Annotated in this window: 16 protein-coding genes; 7 read left to right on the forward strand and 9 right to left on the reverse strand. The window is 55.5% G+C overall.

Annotated features, from left to right (window positions below; translation table 11 throughout):
* Nucleotides 1–148: 148 nt before the first annotated feature.
* The 3 genes from SJQ66_RS08070 (at nucleotide 149) to SJQ66_RS08080 (ending at nucleotide 3,603) form a co-directional block, all read left to right on the forward strand.
* Nucleotides 149–1,441: an NAD(P)/FAD-dependent oxidoreductase gene (locus SJQ66_RS08070; RefSeq protein WP_024903156.1), complete on the forward strand. Its 1,293-nt coding sequence runs from the start codon at nucleotides 149–151 to the stop codon at nucleotides 1,439–1,441.
* A 95-nt stretch (nucleotides 1,442–1,536) separates the two neighbouring features.
* A complete protein-coding gene (locus tag SJQ66_RS08075; protein WP_320534169.1) occupies nucleotides 1,537–2,535 on the forward strand; it encodes an MBL fold metallo-hydrolase in 999 nt (332 codons plus the stop codon).
* A gap of 18 nt (nucleotides 2,536–2,553) precedes the next feature.
* Nucleotides 2,554–3,603 carry a CobW family GTP-binding protein gene (locus SJQ66_RS08080; RefSeq protein ID WP_024903154.1) on the forward strand — a complete coding sequence of 350 codons (1,050 nt, stop codon included), beginning with the start codon at nucleotides 2,554–2,556 and terminating at the stop codon, nucleotides 3,601–3,603.
* A gap of 91 nt (nucleotides 3,604–3,694) precedes the next feature.
* Here the strand turns inward: SJQ66_RS08080 and SJQ66_RS08085 are convergent, their stop codons facing one another.
* From SJQ66_RS08085 to ssuD, 9 genes are all read right to left on the reverse strand, one after another.
* On the reverse strand, nucleotides 3,695–4,939 hold the full coding sequence (locus SJQ66_RS08085; protein WP_046152990.1) for an acyl-CoA dehydrogenase family protein: 1,245 nt from the start codon (nucleotides 4,937–4,939) through the stop codon (nucleotides 3,695–3,697).
* A 90-nt stretch (nucleotides 4,940–5,029) separates the two neighbouring features.
* Nucleotides 5,030–5,791, reverse strand: coding sequence for an ABC transporter ATP-binding protein (locus SJQ66_RS08090; RefSeq protein ID WP_024903153.1), 762 nt, complete (start codon nucleotides 5,789–5,791; stop codon nucleotides 5,030–5,032).
* Nucleotides 5,792–5,793: 2 nt separating this feature from the next.
* A complete protein-coding gene (locus SJQ66_RS08095; protein ID WP_046153017.1) occupies nucleotides 5,794–7,101 on the reverse strand; it encodes an ABC transporter substrate-binding protein in 1,308 nt (435 codons plus the stop codon).
* Between the two features lie 194 nt (nucleotides 7,102–7,295).
* Nucleotides 7,296–8,369, reverse strand: a complete 1,074-nt coding sequence (locus tag SJQ66_RS08100; protein WP_081764890.1) for a branched-chain amino acid ABC transporter permease — start codon at nucleotides 8,367–8,369, stop codon at nucleotides 7,296–7,298.
* 8 nt (nucleotides 8,370–8,377) lie between these two features.
* Nucleotides 8,378–9,259, reverse strand: a complete 882-nt coding sequence (locus SJQ66_RS08105; protein WP_024903150.1) for a branched-chain amino acid ABC transporter permease — start codon at nucleotides 9,257–9,259, stop codon at nucleotides 8,378–8,380.
* 38 nt (nucleotides 9,260–9,297) lie between these two features.
* Nucleotides 9,298–10,092 (reverse strand): ABC transporter ATP-binding protein, encoded by a 795-nt coding sequence (locus SJQ66_RS08110; protein ID WP_024903149.1) that lies wholly within the window; start codon nucleotides 10,090–10,092, stop codon nucleotides 9,298–9,300.
* Between the two features lie 7 nt (nucleotides 10,093–10,099).
* Nucleotides 10,100–11,248, reverse strand: coding sequence for a dimethylsulfone monooxygenase SfnG (sfnG, locus tag SJQ66_RS08115; RefSeq protein WP_046153015.1), 1,149 nt, complete (start codon nucleotides 11,246–11,248; stop codon nucleotides 10,100–10,102).
* A gap of 255 nt (nucleotides 11,249–11,503) precedes the next feature.
* Nucleotides 11,504–12,700 (reverse strand): acyl-CoA dehydrogenase family protein, encoded by a 1,197-nt coding sequence (locus SJQ66_RS08120; protein WP_024903147.1) that lies wholly within the window; start codon nucleotides 12,698–12,700, stop codon nucleotides 11,504–11,506.
* On the reverse strand, nucleotides 12,697–13,866 hold the full coding sequence (gene ssuD / locus SJQ66_RS08125; protein WP_024903146.1) for an FMNH2-dependent alkanesulfonate monooxygenase: 1,170 nt from the start codon (nucleotides 13,864–13,866) through the stop codon (nucleotides 12,697–12,699). Before ssuD ends, SJQ66_RS08120 begins: the two co-directional genes overlap by 4 nt.
* A gap of 3 nt (nucleotides 13,867–13,869) precedes the next feature.
* Here ssuD and SJQ66_RS08130 point away from each other — a divergent pair, with 3 nt between their 5' ends.
* From SJQ66_RS08130 to SJQ66_RS08145, 4 genes are all read left to right on the forward strand, one after another.
* Nucleotides 13,870–14,259, forward strand: a complete 390-nt coding sequence (locus tag SJQ66_RS08130) for a hypothetical protein (RefSeq protein WP_157685780.1) — start codon at nucleotides 13,870–13,872, stop codon at nucleotides 14,257–14,259.
* Nucleotides 14,225–15,406, forward strand: a complete 1,182-nt coding sequence (locus SJQ66_RS08135) for an acyl-CoA dehydrogenase family protein (RefSeq protein WP_046152989.1) — start codon at nucleotides 14,225–14,227, stop codon at nucleotides 15,404–15,406. The genes SJQ66_RS08130 and SJQ66_RS08135 overlap by 35 nt, the downstream gene beginning before the upstream one ends.
* Nucleotides 15,407–15,480: 74 nt before the next feature.
* A complete protein-coding gene (locus SJQ66_RS08140) occupies nucleotides 15,481–16,539 on the forward strand; it encodes a sigma-54 interaction domain-containing protein (RefSeq protein WP_024903144.1) in 1,059 nt (352 codons plus the stop codon).
* Nucleotides 16,540–17,340: 801 nt separating this feature from the next.
* Nucleotides 17,341–18,324, forward strand: a complete 984-nt coding sequence (locus tag SJQ66_RS08145; protein WP_024903143.1) for an AraC family transcriptional regulator — start codon at nucleotides 17,341–17,343, stop codon at nucleotides 18,322–18,324.
* The last annotated feature ends 18 nt before the right edge of the window (nucleotides 18,325–18,342 follow it).

Here is an 18,342-nt window from a genome sequence, read left to right on the forward strand (position 1 = left end):
ATGCCGGAATATCCGTGCATTTCATAAAATAGATAGCCATTTCGGTGCGGAAACGTTCGAAGCGCGGCCGCCGTCCTCCGACGCGTCGCTTGCACGAAGTCCATCGAAGCCGTATCCTATATTTTATTCATCACTCGTTGAATTGAAAATGCCTAATTCCAGTCGAATCGTGATCGTCGGTGGCGGTATTGCCGGACTCCTGCTTGCCACGAAACTTGGCGATTCGATTGGCCGTCTGGGAAAGGCGCATATCACGTTGGTTGACAAAAGCCCGACTTACGTCTGGAAACCGATGCTGCATACAATTGCGGCTGGCACGCGTGACATAAAGCAGCAGCAGGTCACTTACCTCGCGCACGCACGCGAGCACCATTTCGACTATCAACCTGGCGAAATGGTAGGACTGAATCGTCATCAGCGGGAGGTAAGACTGGGGAAACTCACATCCGCTTCGGGTGAGCTTGTCATCGATGAACGTACGATCCCATATGATGTGCTGGTCATCGCTGTCGGAAGCCAGGCAAACGATTTTGGGATTCCTGGGGTACGCGAACATTGTTTTTCCATTGACAGTCAGGCGCAGGCCGAATGGTTCAATGAAGCATTACGCATAAAGATATTCCAAAGCGTGGTTTCGGGCAGCAAGTTGCGAGTATCCATCGTGGGTGCCGGCGCGACCGGCGTGGAACTGTCTGCCGAGTTGAGCAGATTAATGGAGTTGGCCGCCGGTTATGGCGACCCTGACATTCGCGCCCGCCTCGAAGTGACGCTCATAGAGAGTGCCCCTCGTGTACTGGCCGCCTTTCCATCGACCGTATCGGCATTGGCGGAGGAGCAGCTCCGCAAAATCGGTTTCAATGTCAAAACGCATACGCGGGTGAGCGCCGTCGATGCCGATGGTCTCCAACTAGGCGACGGTAGCAAGGTGCCTGCGCAGTTGATGGTATGGGCGGCGGGCGTGAAAGGCCCTGATTTTTTAGGTGCGCTTGATGGCATCACCGCAAACAAGTCGAATCAAATAGCCATCCTGCCAACGTTGCAGTCAATCAGCGACGAAAAAATCTTCGTGCTCGGTGATTGTTCCACGTTGTCGCTTCCGGGCAGCGAACGTCCTCTGGCTCCTACCGCCCAGGTTGCTACGCAACAGGCAAAATTCCTGGCCCAGCACCTGCCGGACTGGCTCGACGGACGCCCGTTACCCAACTTTGTGTTTCGTGATCTCGGATCGCTTGTGTCGTTGAGCGAATACAATGCTTTTGGAACACTTGGGCAATTTGGACTGTTCAAAGGTGGTTTTATCAAGGGGCGGTTTGCGCAGCTTAGCCATGCCATGTTATACCGCCAGCATCAGCAAGGATTGCATGGTTTCAGGAAAGCCAGCTTGCTCTGGACCGCGGAGCGAATCAATGGTCTGGTACAGCCCAAGATACGTCTGAGTTAACCGTATCTTCCGTTGGCCACGCGGCGTGCGGAACCGCCCGGTTCATTCCGAGCCGTGCATGGACACTACCCACATTATCAGGAAATACCAGGCCCATGAGTGATCAGCCGTTTGGACGCTCGCGTCGTGATTTTATGCGAATTGCCGTGACAGCAGGAACCGCCACGGCAATGCCGTGGATTCCGGATGCCCAGGCGGCCACATCCCCCGGTGCTACAGACGTTACCGCCGTTCCAGGACATCCGGTAAAAGGCACGCAACTGATCTTGCTCGGCACCAAGGGCGGCCCAACCCCGTCGGACCTCCGTGCGGCCCCGGCGAATGTACTTATTGTCGACGGCCAGCCATACGTGGTCGACTGCGGTAACGGGGTCGCGCTGCAATTGACCAAAGCGGGCATCAAGCTGTCGGGCATTCGTGATGTCTTCCTGACGCATCATCATTCGGACCACAACGCGGACCTTGGCAACCTCGTGTTCCTGGCGTGGGCCAGCGGCCTTCGTACGTCGATCAATTTGTACGGCCCGCCCCGCATGAAAAAAATGATTGATGACTTCGTAGACATGAATGCCATTGACATCGATGTGCGGATGCGCGAAGAAGGCCGTCCGCCGTTCCGGCCATTGATCAACGTTCATGAATTCGATGACCCGTGTCTCGTGATGGAAGATGAGCGTGTGCGTGTCACGTCGATGCTGGTCGATCATTACACGATCAAACCGGCATTCGCTTACCGCTTCGAAACGCGAGATCGTACCGTTGTATTCTCCGGTGATACGGCTTACTACCCCGCGCTTGCCGAGTTCGCGAAAGGCGCGGATGTACTGGTGCACGAAGTCATGTACCTGCCTGCACTCAGAAAGCTCATGGCAAATGTCGACAATGCGCCAACGCTGCTCGATCACCTGCTGAAGAGCCACACCTCAACAGAGCAAGTCGGCAAAATCGCCGCGGCGGCAGGCGTGAAGACACTGGTGCTGAGCCATTTCGTGCCGGGAGGCGATCCGGCGATTACCGACGACATGTGGGCAGTCGACGTTCGAAAGCATTTCGACGGGCAGATCATCGTCGGCCATGACTTGCAAGTGATATGAGCCTCAGGAAACGTCGACATGTCATCCGTTGCGCTTCCCTTGACGTTGCTGACCGGGTTTCTCGGTTCCGGCAAGACCACACTGCTTAATCGGCTGCTGCCGCAACCGGCGCTGGGCCGATGTGCGGTGGTGATCAATGAACTGGGGGAGATTGGTCTTGATCATCTCTTCATCAGCACCTCACGCGACGAAACGGTCGCGTTGCTGCAAAATGGCTGCCTGTGTTGCGGCGTGCGGGACGAACTGGCCGCGACCGTGACGGATCTGCTGGAGCGCCGGGCGCGCGGCGAGATTCCCGCTTTCGAGCGTATCTTGATCGAAACCACAGGTCTTGCGCGGCCAGGCCCGGTGGTTTCATTGCTGCTCGGTGATGTGGCGCTGGAAGGGCGATTGCAACTCGACGGCGTCGTGACAACCGTGGATGCAAAACATGGAATAGAGCAGCTTGCCCGTCACGAGGAATCACGCCAGCAGGTGGCGTTCGCAGATCGGCTATTGCTTACAAAGGCTGAGATGATTGACGTAACCGCGCTCGCGGATCTGGAAACAGCACTTGAAGCGCTGAATCCCGGTGCACCGCGTATCGTGGTGCATAACGGTGATATCGACGCACAACAGGTACTCGACATCATGACGCCGCAGACGTTACGGCGCTGGTTGCGCAGCGAACCTGCCTCGAGCAAGTTTATGGCACGTGGTGCGATGACGCCGCGTTTGCGTCATCCAGATATTGACAGTTTCTGCCTGAGATACTCTCGCCCCCTTCCGATGCATGCATTCGAAACCGCACTAACGGTACTGCTCGCTTACCACGGCGAACATATCTTGCGGGTGAAGGGGATCGGCAACTTCATCGGCGAATCGCGGCCTGTTGTCTTTCACGGGGTGCAGCAGTTGTTGCATGAGCCGTTGCGGCTGGCCACGTGGCCTGACGATGATCACACAACCCGAGTCGTATTTATCGTACAAGGCCTTACGCGGTTGTTGATTGAACAAACCATCACGCATTTTTTGGGCGAAGCTGGCGAAGGTACGTCCGCGGCGTTTTCCATGACATCAATGGAATAAGATCGACCATGCACTGCCGTGACGAGCGGCGCGACGCCGGTGTCACGGTTTAACGCCTGCGGTGCGTTGGCGCAGCGCGTCTCGGCCCTTTTCAGCGCACGCCACCGATCTGCCAGATATATGGCGGCGGCGTACGGTTAACCTCCCAGTCACCAACGATGCGTTGCTTGTAGATACGTGGATTATGGGATGACACCGTTCTCGCATTGCGCCAGTGTCGGTCGAGTAGCTTCTGTTCGCTTACCCCCGAGGCGCCCAATGCGTCAAATAGCGCGGTACTGGCTTGAAGGATCAGTTCGGTCACGATCACTTGTGCTTTCGCCGACTCGATTTCCGCGGCAATATTGGCCGTTTCTTCCTTTGCCGCATCGTGGCCAAAGCGGGCCTCATATGCGCGTTGCGCTGGTTCCGCCGCGCGGATCGTTGCGGCCTCGGCAGCATACACCTGAGCTGCCACCTGCCCGACCACTTGAAGCACCTGTGCGTCTTGCTTCACAGTCGCGGCATTGCCATGGCTGTACACTCGGTCACGTTTCGCAACCTCGGCGGCAATGTCCCGCAGCGCTGCGCGTCCGGTACCGGCGAGGACTGCCAGCAGAACCAATTGATACAATGCCGTCTGGTACTGGAAACGCGTGGAGAAATCGATCACGTTTTCCGTCTCGACGACCGCATCGACAAATTCCGACGTGCCGCTACCGGTGGTACGCTGCCCGAAACCATTCCAGTCATCCGTTTGCTTGACCCCTGGTTGATGGGTATTGACCACCGCGATGACGTCGACGCCGTCGATATCGCGCTGTGCGTACACATCTATCCAGTCCGCAAAGATACTGCCGGTACTGTAGTACTTTTTCCCATTCACGACCCAGCGATCGCCTTGCCGCTTGACGCGTGTGATCACATCACCGATTTTGACGTCACCAACTTCTGTCCAGGCGTTGCCAACGAGGTCACCGGAAACGAAGCGATCGAACCACGTACTACGATTGGGGCTAGGCGCGGCATTCAAGCAATCTTCTACAAAAGCGAAATGTCCGCGCAGTGCTTGTGGCAGGCTAGCGTCGGCTTCGGCCAATTCAATCAACAGTTGCACGAGCTGCGGCAACGATGCACCGCGCCCGCCCGCTTCTACCGGCACGCGCACCGCACCGAAGCCCGCCGCTTTCAACCATTCGATCGGCTCATGAGGCAAGGCGCGGCGACGTTCCCGATCTAGCGCGCCTTCGGCAATACGCGCGAAGATCGGTCGAAAGTGGGCCGCGAGTGCTTCGTAGTCTGTACCCCGGGATAGGCTCGCTGGAATGGTGTGCTGCTTGTCGATGTGGTGTGTCATAACTCTTATCTCATTAATATCTAATCGTCCGGAGTAATGCTCCCATCGGATCATGTACGCCCAGACAACGTGAGGAACAGGTTTCGAAATTTATCCGGTCTCGGTGCCAAGATAGGCTGCATGCAGTTGGTCTAGGGTACCCAGCACATCAGCATTTCCACTTGCGACAACGCGTCCGTTCTCGAGTACGTAGGCATATCGCGCGAACCGCAAGGCCAACGCCGAATTCTGTTCGGCCAGCAGGAAACTGACGCCTGAGTCGCGATTCAATGCGGCGATGGCATCGAAAATTTCCTCGACCAGTTGAGGAGCCAGGCCCATGGATGGTTCGTCCAGCAAGATAAGGGTAGGGCGAGCCATCAATGCCCGGCCTATCGCAACCATCTGCTGTTCGCCGCCTGAGGTCAGTCCAGTCAATGCCGTACGACGGGTTTTCAGCCGCGGGAACAGTGTGTAGACGCGCTCCAGATCCTGTTTCAGCGCGGCGTTGGACGGGCGTCGCACGAAAGCGGCCAGCCGCAAGTTTTCCTCGACGCTCAGATGGGTAAAGCAACGGCGCCCTTCGAGTACCTGCACGAGACCCTGCGAAGCAAGTCGCCAGGGCGGCGTCTGGGCGAGATCGCAGCCGCGATAGCATATGCTGCCGCGGGTAATCTCCCCGCGTTCCGCCCCGATCAATCGGGAAATGGCTTTTAGCGTCGTCGACTTACCTGCGCCGTTACTCCCCAAAAGTGCCGCGATGTCACCCTCGGCGACAGAAAGCGACACGCCTCGCAAGGCGGAAATGATACCGTCGTACGTTACATGAAGATCATCAACTGCCAGTAAGGCGGACTGTGACGACGTGTTCATCGTCAAAGCTCCTTATCGCAGTCGCGGGGCGTGATGCTCTTTTCCTTGGCATACGCGTTTGCGGATTTCTCAATGATAGGCCGGAGCAAAGCGCGGTCGGCCTGAACCCAGTCGCTAATGACTTGCCAATGTGTACCGTCCCACTGTTGAAATCGGACGGCGCCGCCACCTTCGTGATCCGAGCATGACAGCTTCAAAGGTTGCACTAGGCCGAGCGCACCGAGCGCCTTCAGCCTGGCGTTATCGAGGTTGAGATGTTCGAACCCCCAGCGAACTTGTTCGCCAGTCAGCGGCTTGTCGCCATATTTTGCTTGCGCTATACGCAACGCTTCGACATTGAGAATACCGTTCACGACACCCAGGTTGTAATACACCGTACCGAAACGGTTGGAATCTTTAAGATTGCCGTCACCAGGTTTGACCACGTATTGGTTTATGGCTTGCAAGACTGGAAAATCGGTTCCGGACGGATGCGTCGTGATCGAAATATAGCCTTTGGCGGCATCCCCGGCCGGCCGAACATCTTCTTCTGAATTCGACCAGATGTTCCCGATGATGTGATCTGCCGGGAAGCCTACCTTCTGCGCGGACTTCAATGCGACCGGATTCATGACGCCCCAGCCCCGCAGTATCACCCAGTCGGGCTGGATACGATGAATGTTCAGCCATTGCGAACCTTGCTCATTGCCCGGATCGGGGACTTCTATCTGCGTCAACGCAAAGCCGTATTTCTTCGCCAGCAGATTCAGCACTGGAATGGTTTCGCGGCCATAGGGCGAGCCGTGGTATAGCACGACGATCTTCTTTCCTTGTAAACGATTGTCGCCGCCGGCACGCTCGCCAATGTAATTGATGATCGCAGAGACTTCGCTATACGGATTCAACTGAAGCGGGAACACGTAAGGAAACACTGCGCCATCGGTCGAGTCGGTACGGCCATGATTGATCGTGATCAGCGGGATCTTGTCCGCAGTAGAGCGATCGATGGTTGCATAGGCGATGCCGACTGATAGCGGGTTTGTCGCCGCCGTGGGTGCACCATGATATCCGTGCTTCATGCGCTCATAGCATTCAACGCCTTTCTCGACTATGTACTCCGTTTCGCATTCAGTCCAGACCAGTTTGACGCCATTAACGCCGCCGTCGCGTTTGTTGATCAACTGCATGTAGTCGATAAATCCCCCGAAGAAACCCGATCCGCCCGCCGCATAGGGACCGACACGGTAACTCTGCAACGGGAAGTATTCTTCCGCTTTCGCGTTCGCCAATGTCGTGGATACCGTCAGCACTGCGGCGAGTGCAAGGGGCATTGCCAATCCGCGGATCAGTCGATGTGTACGTTGTAATGCGCGCGCGCATGCGGCAGCACTGTGTGCTGCATGATGGAACGGCGTGCGGATGCGTACCCGGGATGAGGACGTCGTCATACAGAATTCCTTTGGTAGTGCGAGTTGGAATAGAGCAAGAAGTAAAAAGAAGAAGGTCAGAGAAATGAGCCGGACTCTCAGGTTCGTCTGATCAGACTTGCCAAGCGATGCCGTGCACGCTGCATCATGCAGGCGAGACCATCAGGTTCCTTGACCAGAAAGAAAATGATTAAAGCGCCGAATAGCAGGTGTTGTATGTTTTGTAAGTCGCCAACGGCAATGCCGATGCCGGCCAATGTGCTGGCGGCGTTCGACAGCAGGATTGGTAGTAATACGATAAAAGCGGCACCCCATACGCTGCCGGCGATACTTCCCATGCCACCGATGATGATGATGAACAGGATCTGAAATGACAGGTTGAGGCTGAAGCCGTGTGGTTCGACCGTACCAAGGTAGGTGAAAGCCCACAAAGAACCGGCGATGCCGAGAACAAAGGAACTGATGCCAAAAGCCAGTAGTTTGCTTCGTATTATGGGGATACCAATAATGGCAGCGGCTGTATCCATGTCGCGTACGGCCATCCAGCGGCGTCCGAGCTCACTCCGGACGACCCCCGAGCAAAACGAGAACAGGACGACGGTCACGCCAAGCGCAAACAAGTAGCGGGTAACAGGCGAAGCAACCGGCCAGCCGAACAGCAAAAGATTTGGCGCGCTGAGTACACCCGAGCTGTCGTCATGTGAAAACCATGGAATGCTGGTCAACAGCCATTCTACGAAGAACTGTGCGGTGAGCGTCGATGCGATCAAATAAAAGCCTTTGATTCGAATGCTTGGCAAACCGAAAACGACCCCCACAAGCGCAGTGATTCCGCCACCAAGCACAATCGCGACCAGCGGCGAAAGTCCGGGTAGCCGGGTAATCAGGTTATAGCTAGCATAGGCACCTATTGCCATGAATGCCGCGGACCCTAATGACAATTGCCCGGCATAGCCAGTGAGCAGATTCAGACCCATCCCGGCGAGAGATAGGATGAGAAACGGTGTAAGTATCGCCGACAACCAATACTCGTTGAAAAAACGCGGTACCAGGAAAAAGAAGAGCAGAAGTAGTACTAGGCGCGGCGTATGTTGTAGTAACAGCGATCGCTTTCTTCTAGATTTCGATAAGGATGACGTATCATTTGAAATGATGAAATTCCTGGATGGCATAATCGGACTCAGACTCGTTGGACGGGCGGTTGACCGAACAGGCCGTCAGGGCGTGCCAGTAGGAAGAGCGTCGCGAGGAAGTACGGAAACCAATTTTCAATACCACCGCCGATGAGGGGGCCGAGATAAATTTCGGCGAGTTTTTCGAGCGCGCCGACGATCAGCCCGCCAACAATCGCGCCCCCGACAGACGAAAAGCCGCCGATGATCAGTACCGGCAGCGCTTTGAGTACCACCAGTGACAGGGAGAATTGCACGCCAAGCCTGGCACCCCATAATAAACCGGCAACGAGACTGGTAAAGCCGGCGATGGTCCACACGCAGGCGAGTACGCGCGGAAGATGAATGCCAATAGCCAGAGAGGCCAACGGATCGTCAGCAACGGCGCGCAACGCCAACCCGAGTCGTGTCCGCTTCGCGACCAGTGACAGCAGGACGACAAGGGCAATCGCCACCGTCGCCGCAAAGATATCGAAACGGCTTACCATGATGCCGCCAATGGTCAATGGCACATCGGTAATCCCTAAGTCGAGGGCATGCACTTGCGCGCCCCACAACCATTGCGCACCACCCTCGAGGATGAAGCTCAATCCAAGCGTTGCCATGAAGATGACCATGGGCGATCGATTTATCAAAGGCCGCAGCACGATCCGTTCGACGGCAATGGATATTGCTGCCAGCACGATGAGGGTCAGCAGGAAGGCTAGCCAAGGTGCCACATTCCGCTCGACCAGACTGACGAACGTAAGCGCGCCAAAAAGAACGAACGCACCCTGGGAGAAGTTGAAGACCCCAGATGCCTTGTAGACAAGAACAAAGCCAATAGCGACAAGCGAATACATGACGCCGGACAATAACCCGCCTATCAGTACTTCAAAAAAGAAATCCACGCGTCGTCTCTGTGATCATGCCGATGTACAAGTGCTTATCACGCGGCATGGCGTACCCCCAGATAAGCGGCGATGACGTCTGGATGAATGCGAACGTCGGCCGGTAGGCCATCCGCAATTTTCTTGCCGTAGTCAAGAACGACCACATGATCGGCGAGTGACATCACAACGCCGATATCATGCTCGATCAACACAACGGACAGGCCAAATTGACGTTTCGCATCAACGATATAACGAGTCATATCCTGCTTTTCATCGGCATTCATGCCCGCCATAGGTTCGTCTAACAGCAACAAACGCGGTTCCGATGCCAAGGCGCGTGCCAGTTCGACGCGTTTTTGAAGGCCATATGACAGCGTAGAGACGATGCGATGTCGATAAGCTTGCAGTTCAAGCGCGGAGATCACGACTTCCGCGTGCTCTCGCTGTCTGCGATCGTCTTCTGCAGCGCGCCCCACATGCAGTGCCTGTTCGAGCCACGTACTGGATCGATGGCGTGTCCGTCCGGTCAGCACGTTATCCAGCACACTCAATTTCTTGAATAGCGCGATGTTTTGAAAGGTCCGTGATATTCCCAACGAGGCCGCACGATACGGGGTGATTCGATGATACGGCGCGCGATCAAAGTGGATCTCACCTGTTTGAGGACGATAGACACCATTTATCACATTCAGCAGGGAGCTTTTTCCTGCACCGTTTGGACCGATCAACGCACATATCTCATTGCTGGCGACGGCGAAACTAATATCGTTGATCGCCTGGACGCCACCAAAAACCAATGAGATATGGTCCAGCTTCAGTAGCGCGTCGGGGATAGCGAGGGCGGCGGACATGAATGGCTCACGCAACCTGGTCGATTGCATCGCGCACTTGCGTTCGTTCTTGTTCCAATGCGCGCACCAGCGGTAGCACTTTTTCACCAAAGTATTCCACTTCCTCGATGAAATGCAGGAACGCGGACAAGACCAAGTCGACGCCGATTGCTTTCAATGCAACGATGCGCTCAGCGATCTGTTGCGGTGTCCCGATGAGGTTGGTCCGGAAGCCATCGTTGTACTGCACCAGGTCTTCAAACGTTGACGCTGCCCAATTGCCTTCACCCTCGGGCGAAGCGCGTCCAGCTTGTTTCGCCGCATCGCCAAAAGCATGAACTGCTTCGACGTGTGCATGGTTGATAATGTCCTGCAGAACGGCCTTGGCTTCTTCTTCCGTGTCACGGGCAATGATGAAGGCATTTACACCGATGCGCACGGTGTGGCCATTCCTTGCCGCTTTTGTTCGGATGTCGTCGATCTGTTTTTTGAGTGCCTCTGGTGTGTTGCCGTTCGTAAAGTACCAGTCCGAAACGCTGGCCGCGTTATCGCGCGCAGCGCGCGAACTTCCACCTTGGAATATCTCGGGATGAGGCTTCTGCAGCGGCTTTGGACTCAAGGTATAGCTATTGAAACGATAGAAATCCCCTCTGAACGTAAAGTTGTCTTGTGTCCAGATGCCTTTTAAACATTGAATGAATTCATGCGATCGGCGGTAGCGTTCGTCGTGTTCCAGCCAAGGCTCGCCTATGGCGGTAAATTCGCCTTTGAACCACCCGCTGACGACATTGATGCCAATGCGGCCATTCGTTAGATGATCGATCGTGGCTAATTGCTTTGCCACCACGACGGGATGCCAAGGCCCCGGCAAGATTGCTGCAAGTACCTTGAGCTTGGTCGTCGCGTGCAACAAGGCCTGACTGAACGATACCGACTCATGCTGATACTCTGCACCGTAACCGGCAGTGAATCGGATTTGTGTAAGTCCATATTCGAAGCCGGCTTTTTCAGCTGTTTGGGCCAGCCTCTGGTTGTAGTCGAGCGTCCACTCGGTACGTTGCGGGATTTTGCTGACAACCAGGCCACCGCTGACGTTCGGCACCCAATAGGCAAATTTTAGCGGATCAGCTTGTTTCGACGTTTTGACGTTGTGGTATGAGGTAGTTTGTTCGGTCATTGCAATGATCACTCAGAGAAGAGGAGGATGCCCGGAATACGCGTGCTGCGAAACCTTTGCGAATACCGTGCCAAGTGTGCCTTTTCGTTACCAGAATGGTCCGCCCATCAGGTATAACGGACTTGGACCGAAAAGACTGCGAATAACGGGAAAGCTTATATTTTTCATAGATGCTTTTTTAAAGCAGTACTGCTGATGTACTGTTGGAAAAACAGCAGTTCTGCCTTTCTTATTATTTTTAATTTATATAAGGGATTACGAATAGAATCCTGGCGTCGGATACGTGCCGTTCAACGTCCATTCACCAAGCTCTCGGACTTTGTAGTCGAGCGGATCATGTAGTGAGTGAACGCGAATATTGCGCCAGAACCGGTCCATGCGTAATGCGTTGGTCGTGGCGCTCGGGCCGGTTACTTCGAAGATCCTGCTTGCCACATCCAATCCGGCGCGCGTTGCACTGACTTTTGCCGCGGCGACGGCAATCGCCGTTGCGCCGCGCTCCGTCTCGTTCAGCGACGCGCCTTTTGTCCAGGCGAGATCAAATGCATTTGCAGCTTGGTCCGCCAATGCACGGGTACCGAGTAGTCCGACGTGGAAATCGCCAAAGTGCGTTAGCACATAGGGATCTTGTGTCCAACGCGTGACATTCGACGTGACCCAAGGCCGCTGCCTGCTTCGGGTGAAATCGCGCGCCTCTTCTAAAGCGCCTTCACCGATACCCAGGTATATATTAGCCAAAATGAGCTGCGCCAGAATGGGGCGCAACGTCGCGAAAGGTGTGGAAAGCGGGCCTGGTTCGAGCAACAATTCGTGCGAAAGCACCTCGACCTTGTCGAATACAACGCTACCGCTATCGGTTTGCCGTTGGCCGATGTTATCCCAGTCGCCTTGCACGGTAATCCCTTTGCGCATGGTGGGGAGAACGGCAATCAGCAAGCGACCATCGTCGTCGAAGGCGGAAGCCAGCAGCCGGTCGGAATCGGTCGCGCCAGAGCAAAAACGCTTGATGCCGGAAAAAAAATAATGCGGCGCGTCCCGCGTGGCGGCATTCCCCTCGACAAAGGTTGCCGCCGTACCCTTGTCGAGGGGATTAAGCGCATTTCCCCAAAACCACCGGTGCTCGACGGTTTGCTCGAACCATGACGCCCATTGCGTCGGGGTTCCAAATAGCTGCGTGGTGGCCAGTTGTAGATGGTGGAAGCCGAACAAATGCGCAAGTGCGCTATCGACGCGGGCAAGGCACCGCACCACAGACAAGACGCTTGTCCAGTCAGCACCGATCCCACCCAGGGAGGTTGGAATACTGAGGGTCAAGAGATCGCTTTGCCGTAAAAGATCACGCTCGTATTTCGCCGTCCCGCCTGCAATATCGCGCTCCCTCGCGGTAGCAGCCAGGGCGCGGGCAATCTCATCGACCCGTCCTTGCCATGCCGATACGGTGGTCTGTGTCATGAGCGTATCTCCGCGATGGATGCGTGGCGCGGTGATTTCGGTGGTGGGACGATATCATTGCCGATCATCTCGCCAAAAGGACCGGTGAGGTTGAAGTGCTGATCTCGTCGCTTGTGATTCAGCGGCAGTAGCGGAAACAGCAGTTCGGCGACCCGGTATGCTTCCTCCAGATGGGGGTAACCGGAAAAGATGAACGTTTCGACGCCTAGCGCCGCATATTCCTTGATCCGTGCGGCCACTTCGTGCGGGTCACCGACTAGTGCCGTGCCCGCGCCCCCGCGCACCAATCCAACACCCGCCCAGAGGTTCGGCGAGATCTCAAGCTTGTCGGTCTTGCCATTGTGAAGCGCAGACATCCGACGTTGGCCCACCGAGTCAAAGCGTGCAAAGGCGGTCTGCGCCGCGTTGATCGTTTCCTCGCTGGCATGGCTGATCAATTCCTTGGCTGCCTGCCACGCGGCGTCGCTGGTTTCACGCACAATCACATGCAGACGAATGCCAAAACGCAAGGTGCGGCCATGACGCGCCGCGGAGGCACGGGCGAGCGCGATCTTGTCCGCAACCGCGGCGGGTGGTTCACCCCATGTTAGATAGACATCCACTTGTTCTCCGGCCAGTTCGATGGCAGGTTCGGATGACCCTCCAAACCATAAAGGCGGGTAAGGCCGCTGTACGGGCGGATATAGCGCTTTGGCATTCTCAACTCGTAAATGCTTGCCTGCGTAGTTGACGACCTCGCCTGCTGCCACACCACGCCAAATGCGCAGAAATTCGTCGGTGAGCTCGTACCGTTGTGCATGGTCAAGGAAATTGCCGTCACCGTGCTGTTCGTCGGGGTCGCCACCGGTGACGACATTGATCAACAACCGCCCATTGGAATAGCGATCCAGTGTGGCCGCCTGTCTGGCCGCGACGGTCGGCGAGACGACGCCAGGGCGTATCGCGACAAGAAATTTGAGGTGTTGCGTACTCGCGATTAATGACGCCGCCGTTACCCAGGAATCCTCGCAAGATCGTCCGGTGGGAATCAACACACCTTCATAGCCCAGTTCGTCGGCAGCCTCGGCCACCTGCTTCAGGTAGGGAAGACTGACCGCACGCGCGCCATGCGATGTGCCGAGGTAACGGCTGTCGCCATGCGTCGGAAGAAACCAGAAAAGATTCATTGCATGCTCTCGTTAGGAATCGCGGTGCCGACAACGCATGGAATGTGCCAACAATCCTATGCGCCGATAAAAACAGGCAGATACGAGGTCTTTGCAAAACGTTCTGCTGCGTTATCAGCAGTAGTCGCATCCCAGATGCGTCATGAGCAGCAGTGGTGCTGTGCAGCGTGCTGTTACATCAGCAACGCATCTTTCCTTAGCGAAAAAGGTTGTTTGGCATATGACGTGAATTCAAGCAGCATGCTGCTGAAGAAGCACGAGGTGATGTTGCTGCCATGGCAGCATCGTCGTGTGCGACCTTGCTGCTTTGCCGGATTCCCCATGGCCACAGCGCAACCCCATCCTATTAAAAAGCCTGATGTCGAACCAGACGTTGTTGGAAAAGCCGATTGAAGCGCGCGTTGCCGACATGGCGGCGCTGTTTGCGGCCAGCGCGGTAGAGCGTGATGAATGTGGCGGCACGCCGAAAGCCCAACGCGACGCCTTGCGTGAAAGTGGGTTACTGGCCATGAGCATTCCCCGCTCATTCGGTGGGGACGGCCTGGGCTGGCGCCAAACGCTGAATGCGGTGAGGATACTGGCCAGCGTGGACAGCTCCGTGGCGCATGTTTTCGGCTTTCATCATCTGATGCTTGCCACGGTCCGGCTGTTCGGCAATGAAGCGCAATGGGGGTCGTGGTATGAGCAAACGGCGCAACGTCGCTGGTTCTGGGGCAACGCGCTGAATCCTCTGGACCGTCGAACCATAGCGACACGGTGTGGCAACTGGTACGAGTTTTCCGGTCCGAAAAGCTTCTGTTCGGGAGCCTTGGATTCCGAAATGATGATTGCTTCGGCCTATGACGTGAAAGGTACCGAGCTTCTGATTGGGACATTGCCGAGCGCGCGAACGGGTATCGAAATATCGTCGGATTGGAACAACATGGGTCAGCGGCAGACGGACTCCGGCACCGTTGCTTTCCATAAAGTCCGCGTCGAGGGGCATGAGTTATTGCGCGACCCCGGCCCGCTGTCAACGCCGTTTGCCTGTTTGCGGCCTATCATTGCGCAGTTGGTATTGACCAACGTGTTTCTCGGCATCGCGGAGGGCGCTTTCGATGATGCAAAACATTACACCTTGAAAGAGTCGCGTCCGTGGCATACCGCCGGTGTCGACACGACTTCGGACGATCCACTAATACTGTCGCAATACGGCGAATTCTGGGTCGCACTAGAAAGTGCGCGCGCGCTGAGCGACCGCGCAGCAGACAAACTTGACGAGGCCTGGTTGATTGGCGCCGGGCTGACGAAGGCACAGCGTGGCGAGGTTGCACTTGCTGCTGCCTGTGCCAAGGTTGCCGCCAGCGAAACCGGACTGAACATCTGCAGCCGGATGTTCGACGTCACCGGAGCACGCGCGACGCATGGTGGTCTTCGCCTTGACCGTCATTGGCGCAATATCCGTACTCACACCTTACACGATCCACTCGCCTACAAAATCAAGGAACTGGGCGAGTGGGCGCTCAAAAGCCAATATCCGACGCCGAGCTTCTACTCATGACCATTCTTTCGGAAAACAGCAGACGTCGCGGCGCGGAGAGAGGACCGGCCGCCGAGCATTCTGGACAGGGGGATATGCCTCCGCTTTATCAATTACCAAATCCAAGGGCATTGACGAAGTCGGTGAGGGCCTCGGCCCAGGTATTCGTCGATCCACGGTCGCGCGCCTTGCTTGAACGTATCGAACTGATCGCACCAAGTGACGCCAATGTGCTCATTACCGGGGAAACGGGCACGGGCAAGGAACTGGTCGCGCGGCATGTCCATGATCTGAGTCACCGCCGCGGTGGCCCTTTTTTGGCCGTGAACTGTGGCGCCTTTTCCGAAACACTGGTCGAAAGCGAACTCTTCGGGCATGAGAAGGGTTCGTTTACAGGAGCATTTTCCGCGAAGCCGGGGTGGTTCGAAGCGGCGAATGGCGGCACATTGTTCCTGGACGAGGTGGGGGATCTGCCGATGCCGATCCAGGTGAAATTGCTACGGGTCTTGCAAGAGCGTGAGATTGTCCGCCTCGGCTCACGTCAAAGCATACCGATCAATGTGCGTGTGCTGGCAGCCACCAACGTTCGCTTGCAAGCGGCGGTAGCTGCAGGCAATTTCCGGGAAGACCTTTTCTATCGACTGAATGTCGTGCCGCTCGCGGTGCCCACTCTGAAGGAACGACCGGGCGATATCCTGCCGCTGGCACGCCATTTCGTTGAAGAATATCGCGCCCGCCTGGGCTATGGGCCGGTGACCATACACGCCGAAGCGCAGCGCAAGCTCTGCGAATACGGCTGGCCAGGGAACATTCGTGAGCTGGAAAATGCGATCCATCATGGGTTGCTGGTCAGCCGAGGAGATCTTTTGCGTGAGGGTGACCTTCCGCTGTCCACGATCGATATGCGGCCAGCGCCGATCACTACGTCGCATGTTTCCATCGTGTCGGATACGACACGCCTGGAGGACGTGCTGCGCGCTATTTATAGCGCTGGCGGTGAGCACGTGTTGGAGAACATCGAAGGCACGGTATTTCGTGTAGCTTTTGACTTCTGTCACCGAAACCAAATCCAGACGGCAAAGTTACTTGGCATCAGCAGAAACGTACTTCGCGCACGACTGATACGCGCAAGAGAAATTTCCGCGCTCAAATAGCATTCTCATTGCGATCGCGCTGTGACGCTTCGGCGCCAATATGGCAGAACAAGGGTTGGAAACGTTTCAGCAAGTAACCAATGGTTATTGTGAATAGATCAGGAGTGTATCGTTGACGGAATAAAAACACCGTGTGACGCCTGTATATATGGCCGTGTCGGTGCAAGGAAATCCGGTGCTCTCGGTCTCGTTAAGGCGAATTGCATGCCAAGCACCGATGCGCGTAAGCGATAAGCGATAGTTACCTTCGGGCAGAGAAAGCAATCGAAACGCCTGTGCTGTTCTAAAAGGGTTTCCTTAAAACCGCTTACATTCGTATCTTTTCGAAGATACTTAGGTCTTTTAAGTATGAAATAAAGGAAGCATCGTTACTGACCGGTTGCTTCTTCAGAAGCAGAGAAGCAACCGTGTCAGATGGACCTCTCACATCGCCGGCGGACAAGGTTGATGCAACAACCGTCGAGATGCTACTTGCCGCGGCTTGTCGCTTTATCGGCCGATGGTCGCAATGGCACGGGCAGGCAATGCGTGGATGGATGGCGAAAAGATAACGCTACCTATACTTATCACGTGTCTTTTTCAAACGTGGACGCACCGACCACGCTTCAACAGCATGCGATCAGTACGGACTGCCCGCAGTCCGGTTAGATAAGTATTAACCCTGATGCAAAAAAGTATCGGTCGACGCTTCATTTTTAAGTAGTTGATAACCGATAAAAGAGGTAATTTTGCTGTATCGTTGCATGTAATGTGGTCTATTAGAGTGCAAAAAGACAGAGGGGTAGGTCGGCAGGAGGAAAAATGACGCGTTCAGGCACTATCGATACCAGCGGACATCATGCCATTTCGGATGGCCAGGACAGCCATGGCGTTCAGCCGGACATCGAATTGGTCGAGGTGCCACGCAACGAGTCTTTCAAGGTTTGGTCACATGGTTATCCATATCGTACAGTGCGCTGGCATTGCCACCCGGAATACGAAATTCATTTGATCACTGAGACATCGGGAAAATATTTTGTCGGCGATTATATTGGGGACTTCGTGCCAGGTAACCTCGTGATGACTGGAATGCATCTCCCGCACAATTGGGTAAGCAGTGTGCCTGGAGGCTGTGACGTTGACGAACGATCTCTCGTATTGCAATTCGATGCACAATTTATTTCAGAAGCTATTGGCGTATTCCCGGAGTTAGCGAGTGTCGAGCCTTTATTGGATGCGTCACGGCGTGGAGTGCTATTTTCGGCTCGGACCGGCGCGTTGGCCGAGCCCATCTTCCGTAAGCTGTTGCAAGCAAAAGGACCTTTGCGGATCAGCTTGTTTGTGACATTACTTGACCTGCTCGCCCGAAGCGCGGAGCGCATTCAGTTGGCAAGCACCGTTTACCGCGCCGACGCTTCGCAGCAAGCGCGAGCGCGTATCAATAATGTGCTGTCTTATATTGCAAGGAATATCTCGCAAGAGATGCGCGAAACGGAGTTCGCCGAACTCACGGGACAAAGCCCCAGCGCATTCTCTCGATACTTCCGGCGACATACCGGCGTCTCGTTCGTCCAATATATCAATCGCTTACGTATCAATCTCGCGTGTCAATTAGTCATGGCGGGCGAGCTTTCCATTACCGATATCTGCTTCAAGGTCGGTTTTAATAATCTATCGAACTTTAACCGGCAATTTCTCCTGTTGCAGGGCATGTCTCCGTCCCGGTGGCGTGCGCAGTGCTTGTTAAACAAACTTGATCAGGAGGCATCTACACACGCCACGCATGAAAACGCAGAACTGATTTGAGTAGCGCGTAAAGACGGA

Source organism: Robbsia andropogonis, from assembly GCF_034047095.1.
In the GTDB taxonomy this organism is placed as follows: domain Bacteria; phylum Pseudomonadota; class Gammaproteobacteria; order Burkholderiales; family Burkholderiaceae; genus Robbsia; species Robbsia andropogonis.

Coding starts and splice junctions, on each gene's coding strand:
- SJQ66_RS08070 (WP_024903156.1), top strand. CDS start 149: ATGCCTAATTCCAGTCGAATCGTGATCGTCGGTGGCGGTATTGCCGGA.
- SJQ66_RS08075 (WP_320534169.1), top strand. CDS start 1,537: ATGAGTGATCAGCCGTTTGGACGCTCGCGTCGTGATTTTATGCGAATT.
- SJQ66_RS08080 (WP_024903154.1), top strand. CDS start 2,554: ATGTCATCCGTTGCGCTTCCCTTGACGTTGCTGACCGGGTTTCTCGGT.
- SJQ66_RS08085 (WP_046152990.1), bottom strand. CDS start 4,939: ATGACACACCACATCGACAAGCAGCACACCATTCCAGCGAGCCTATCC.
- SJQ66_RS08090 (WP_024903153.1), bottom strand. CDS start 5,791: ATGAACACGTCGTCACAGTCCGCCTTACTGGCAGTTGATGATCTTCAT.
- SJQ66_RS08095 (WP_046153017.1), bottom strand. CDS start 7,101: ATGCCCCTTGCACTCGCCGCAGTGCTGACGGTATCCACGACATTGGCG.
- SJQ66_RS08100 (WP_081764890.1), bottom strand. CDS start 8,369: ATGCCATCCAGGAATTTCATCATTTCAAATGATACGTCATCCTTATCG.
- SJQ66_RS08110 (WP_024903149.1), bottom strand. CDS start 10,092: ATGTCCGCCGCCCTCGCTATCCCCGACGCGCTACTGAAGCTGGACCAT.
- sfnG (WP_046153015.1), bottom strand. CDS start 11,248: ATGACCGAACAAACTACCTCATACCACAACGTCAAAACGTCGAAACAA.
- SJQ66_RS08120 (WP_024903147.1), bottom strand. CDS start 12,700: ATGACACAGACCACCGTATCGGCATGGCAAGGACGGGTCGATGAGATT.
- ssuD (WP_024903146.1), bottom strand. CDS start 13,866: ATGAATCTTTTCTGGTTTCTTCCGACGCATGGCGACAGCCGTTACCTC.
- SJQ66_RS08130 (WP_157685780.1), top strand. CDS start 13,870: ATGCTCTCGTTAGGAATCGCGGTGCCGACAACGCATGGAATGTGCCAA.
- SJQ66_RS08135 (WP_046152989.1), top strand. CDS start 14,225: ATGTCGAACCAGACGTTGTTGGAAAAGCCGATTGAAGCGCGCGTTGCC.
- SJQ66_RS08140 (WP_024903144.1), top strand. CDS start 15,481: ATGCCTCCGCTTTATCAATTACCAAATCCAAGGGCATTGACGAAGTCG.
- SJQ66_RS08145 (WP_024903143.1), top strand. CDS start 17,341: ATGACGCGTTCAGGCACTATCGATACCAGCGGACATCATGCCATTTCG.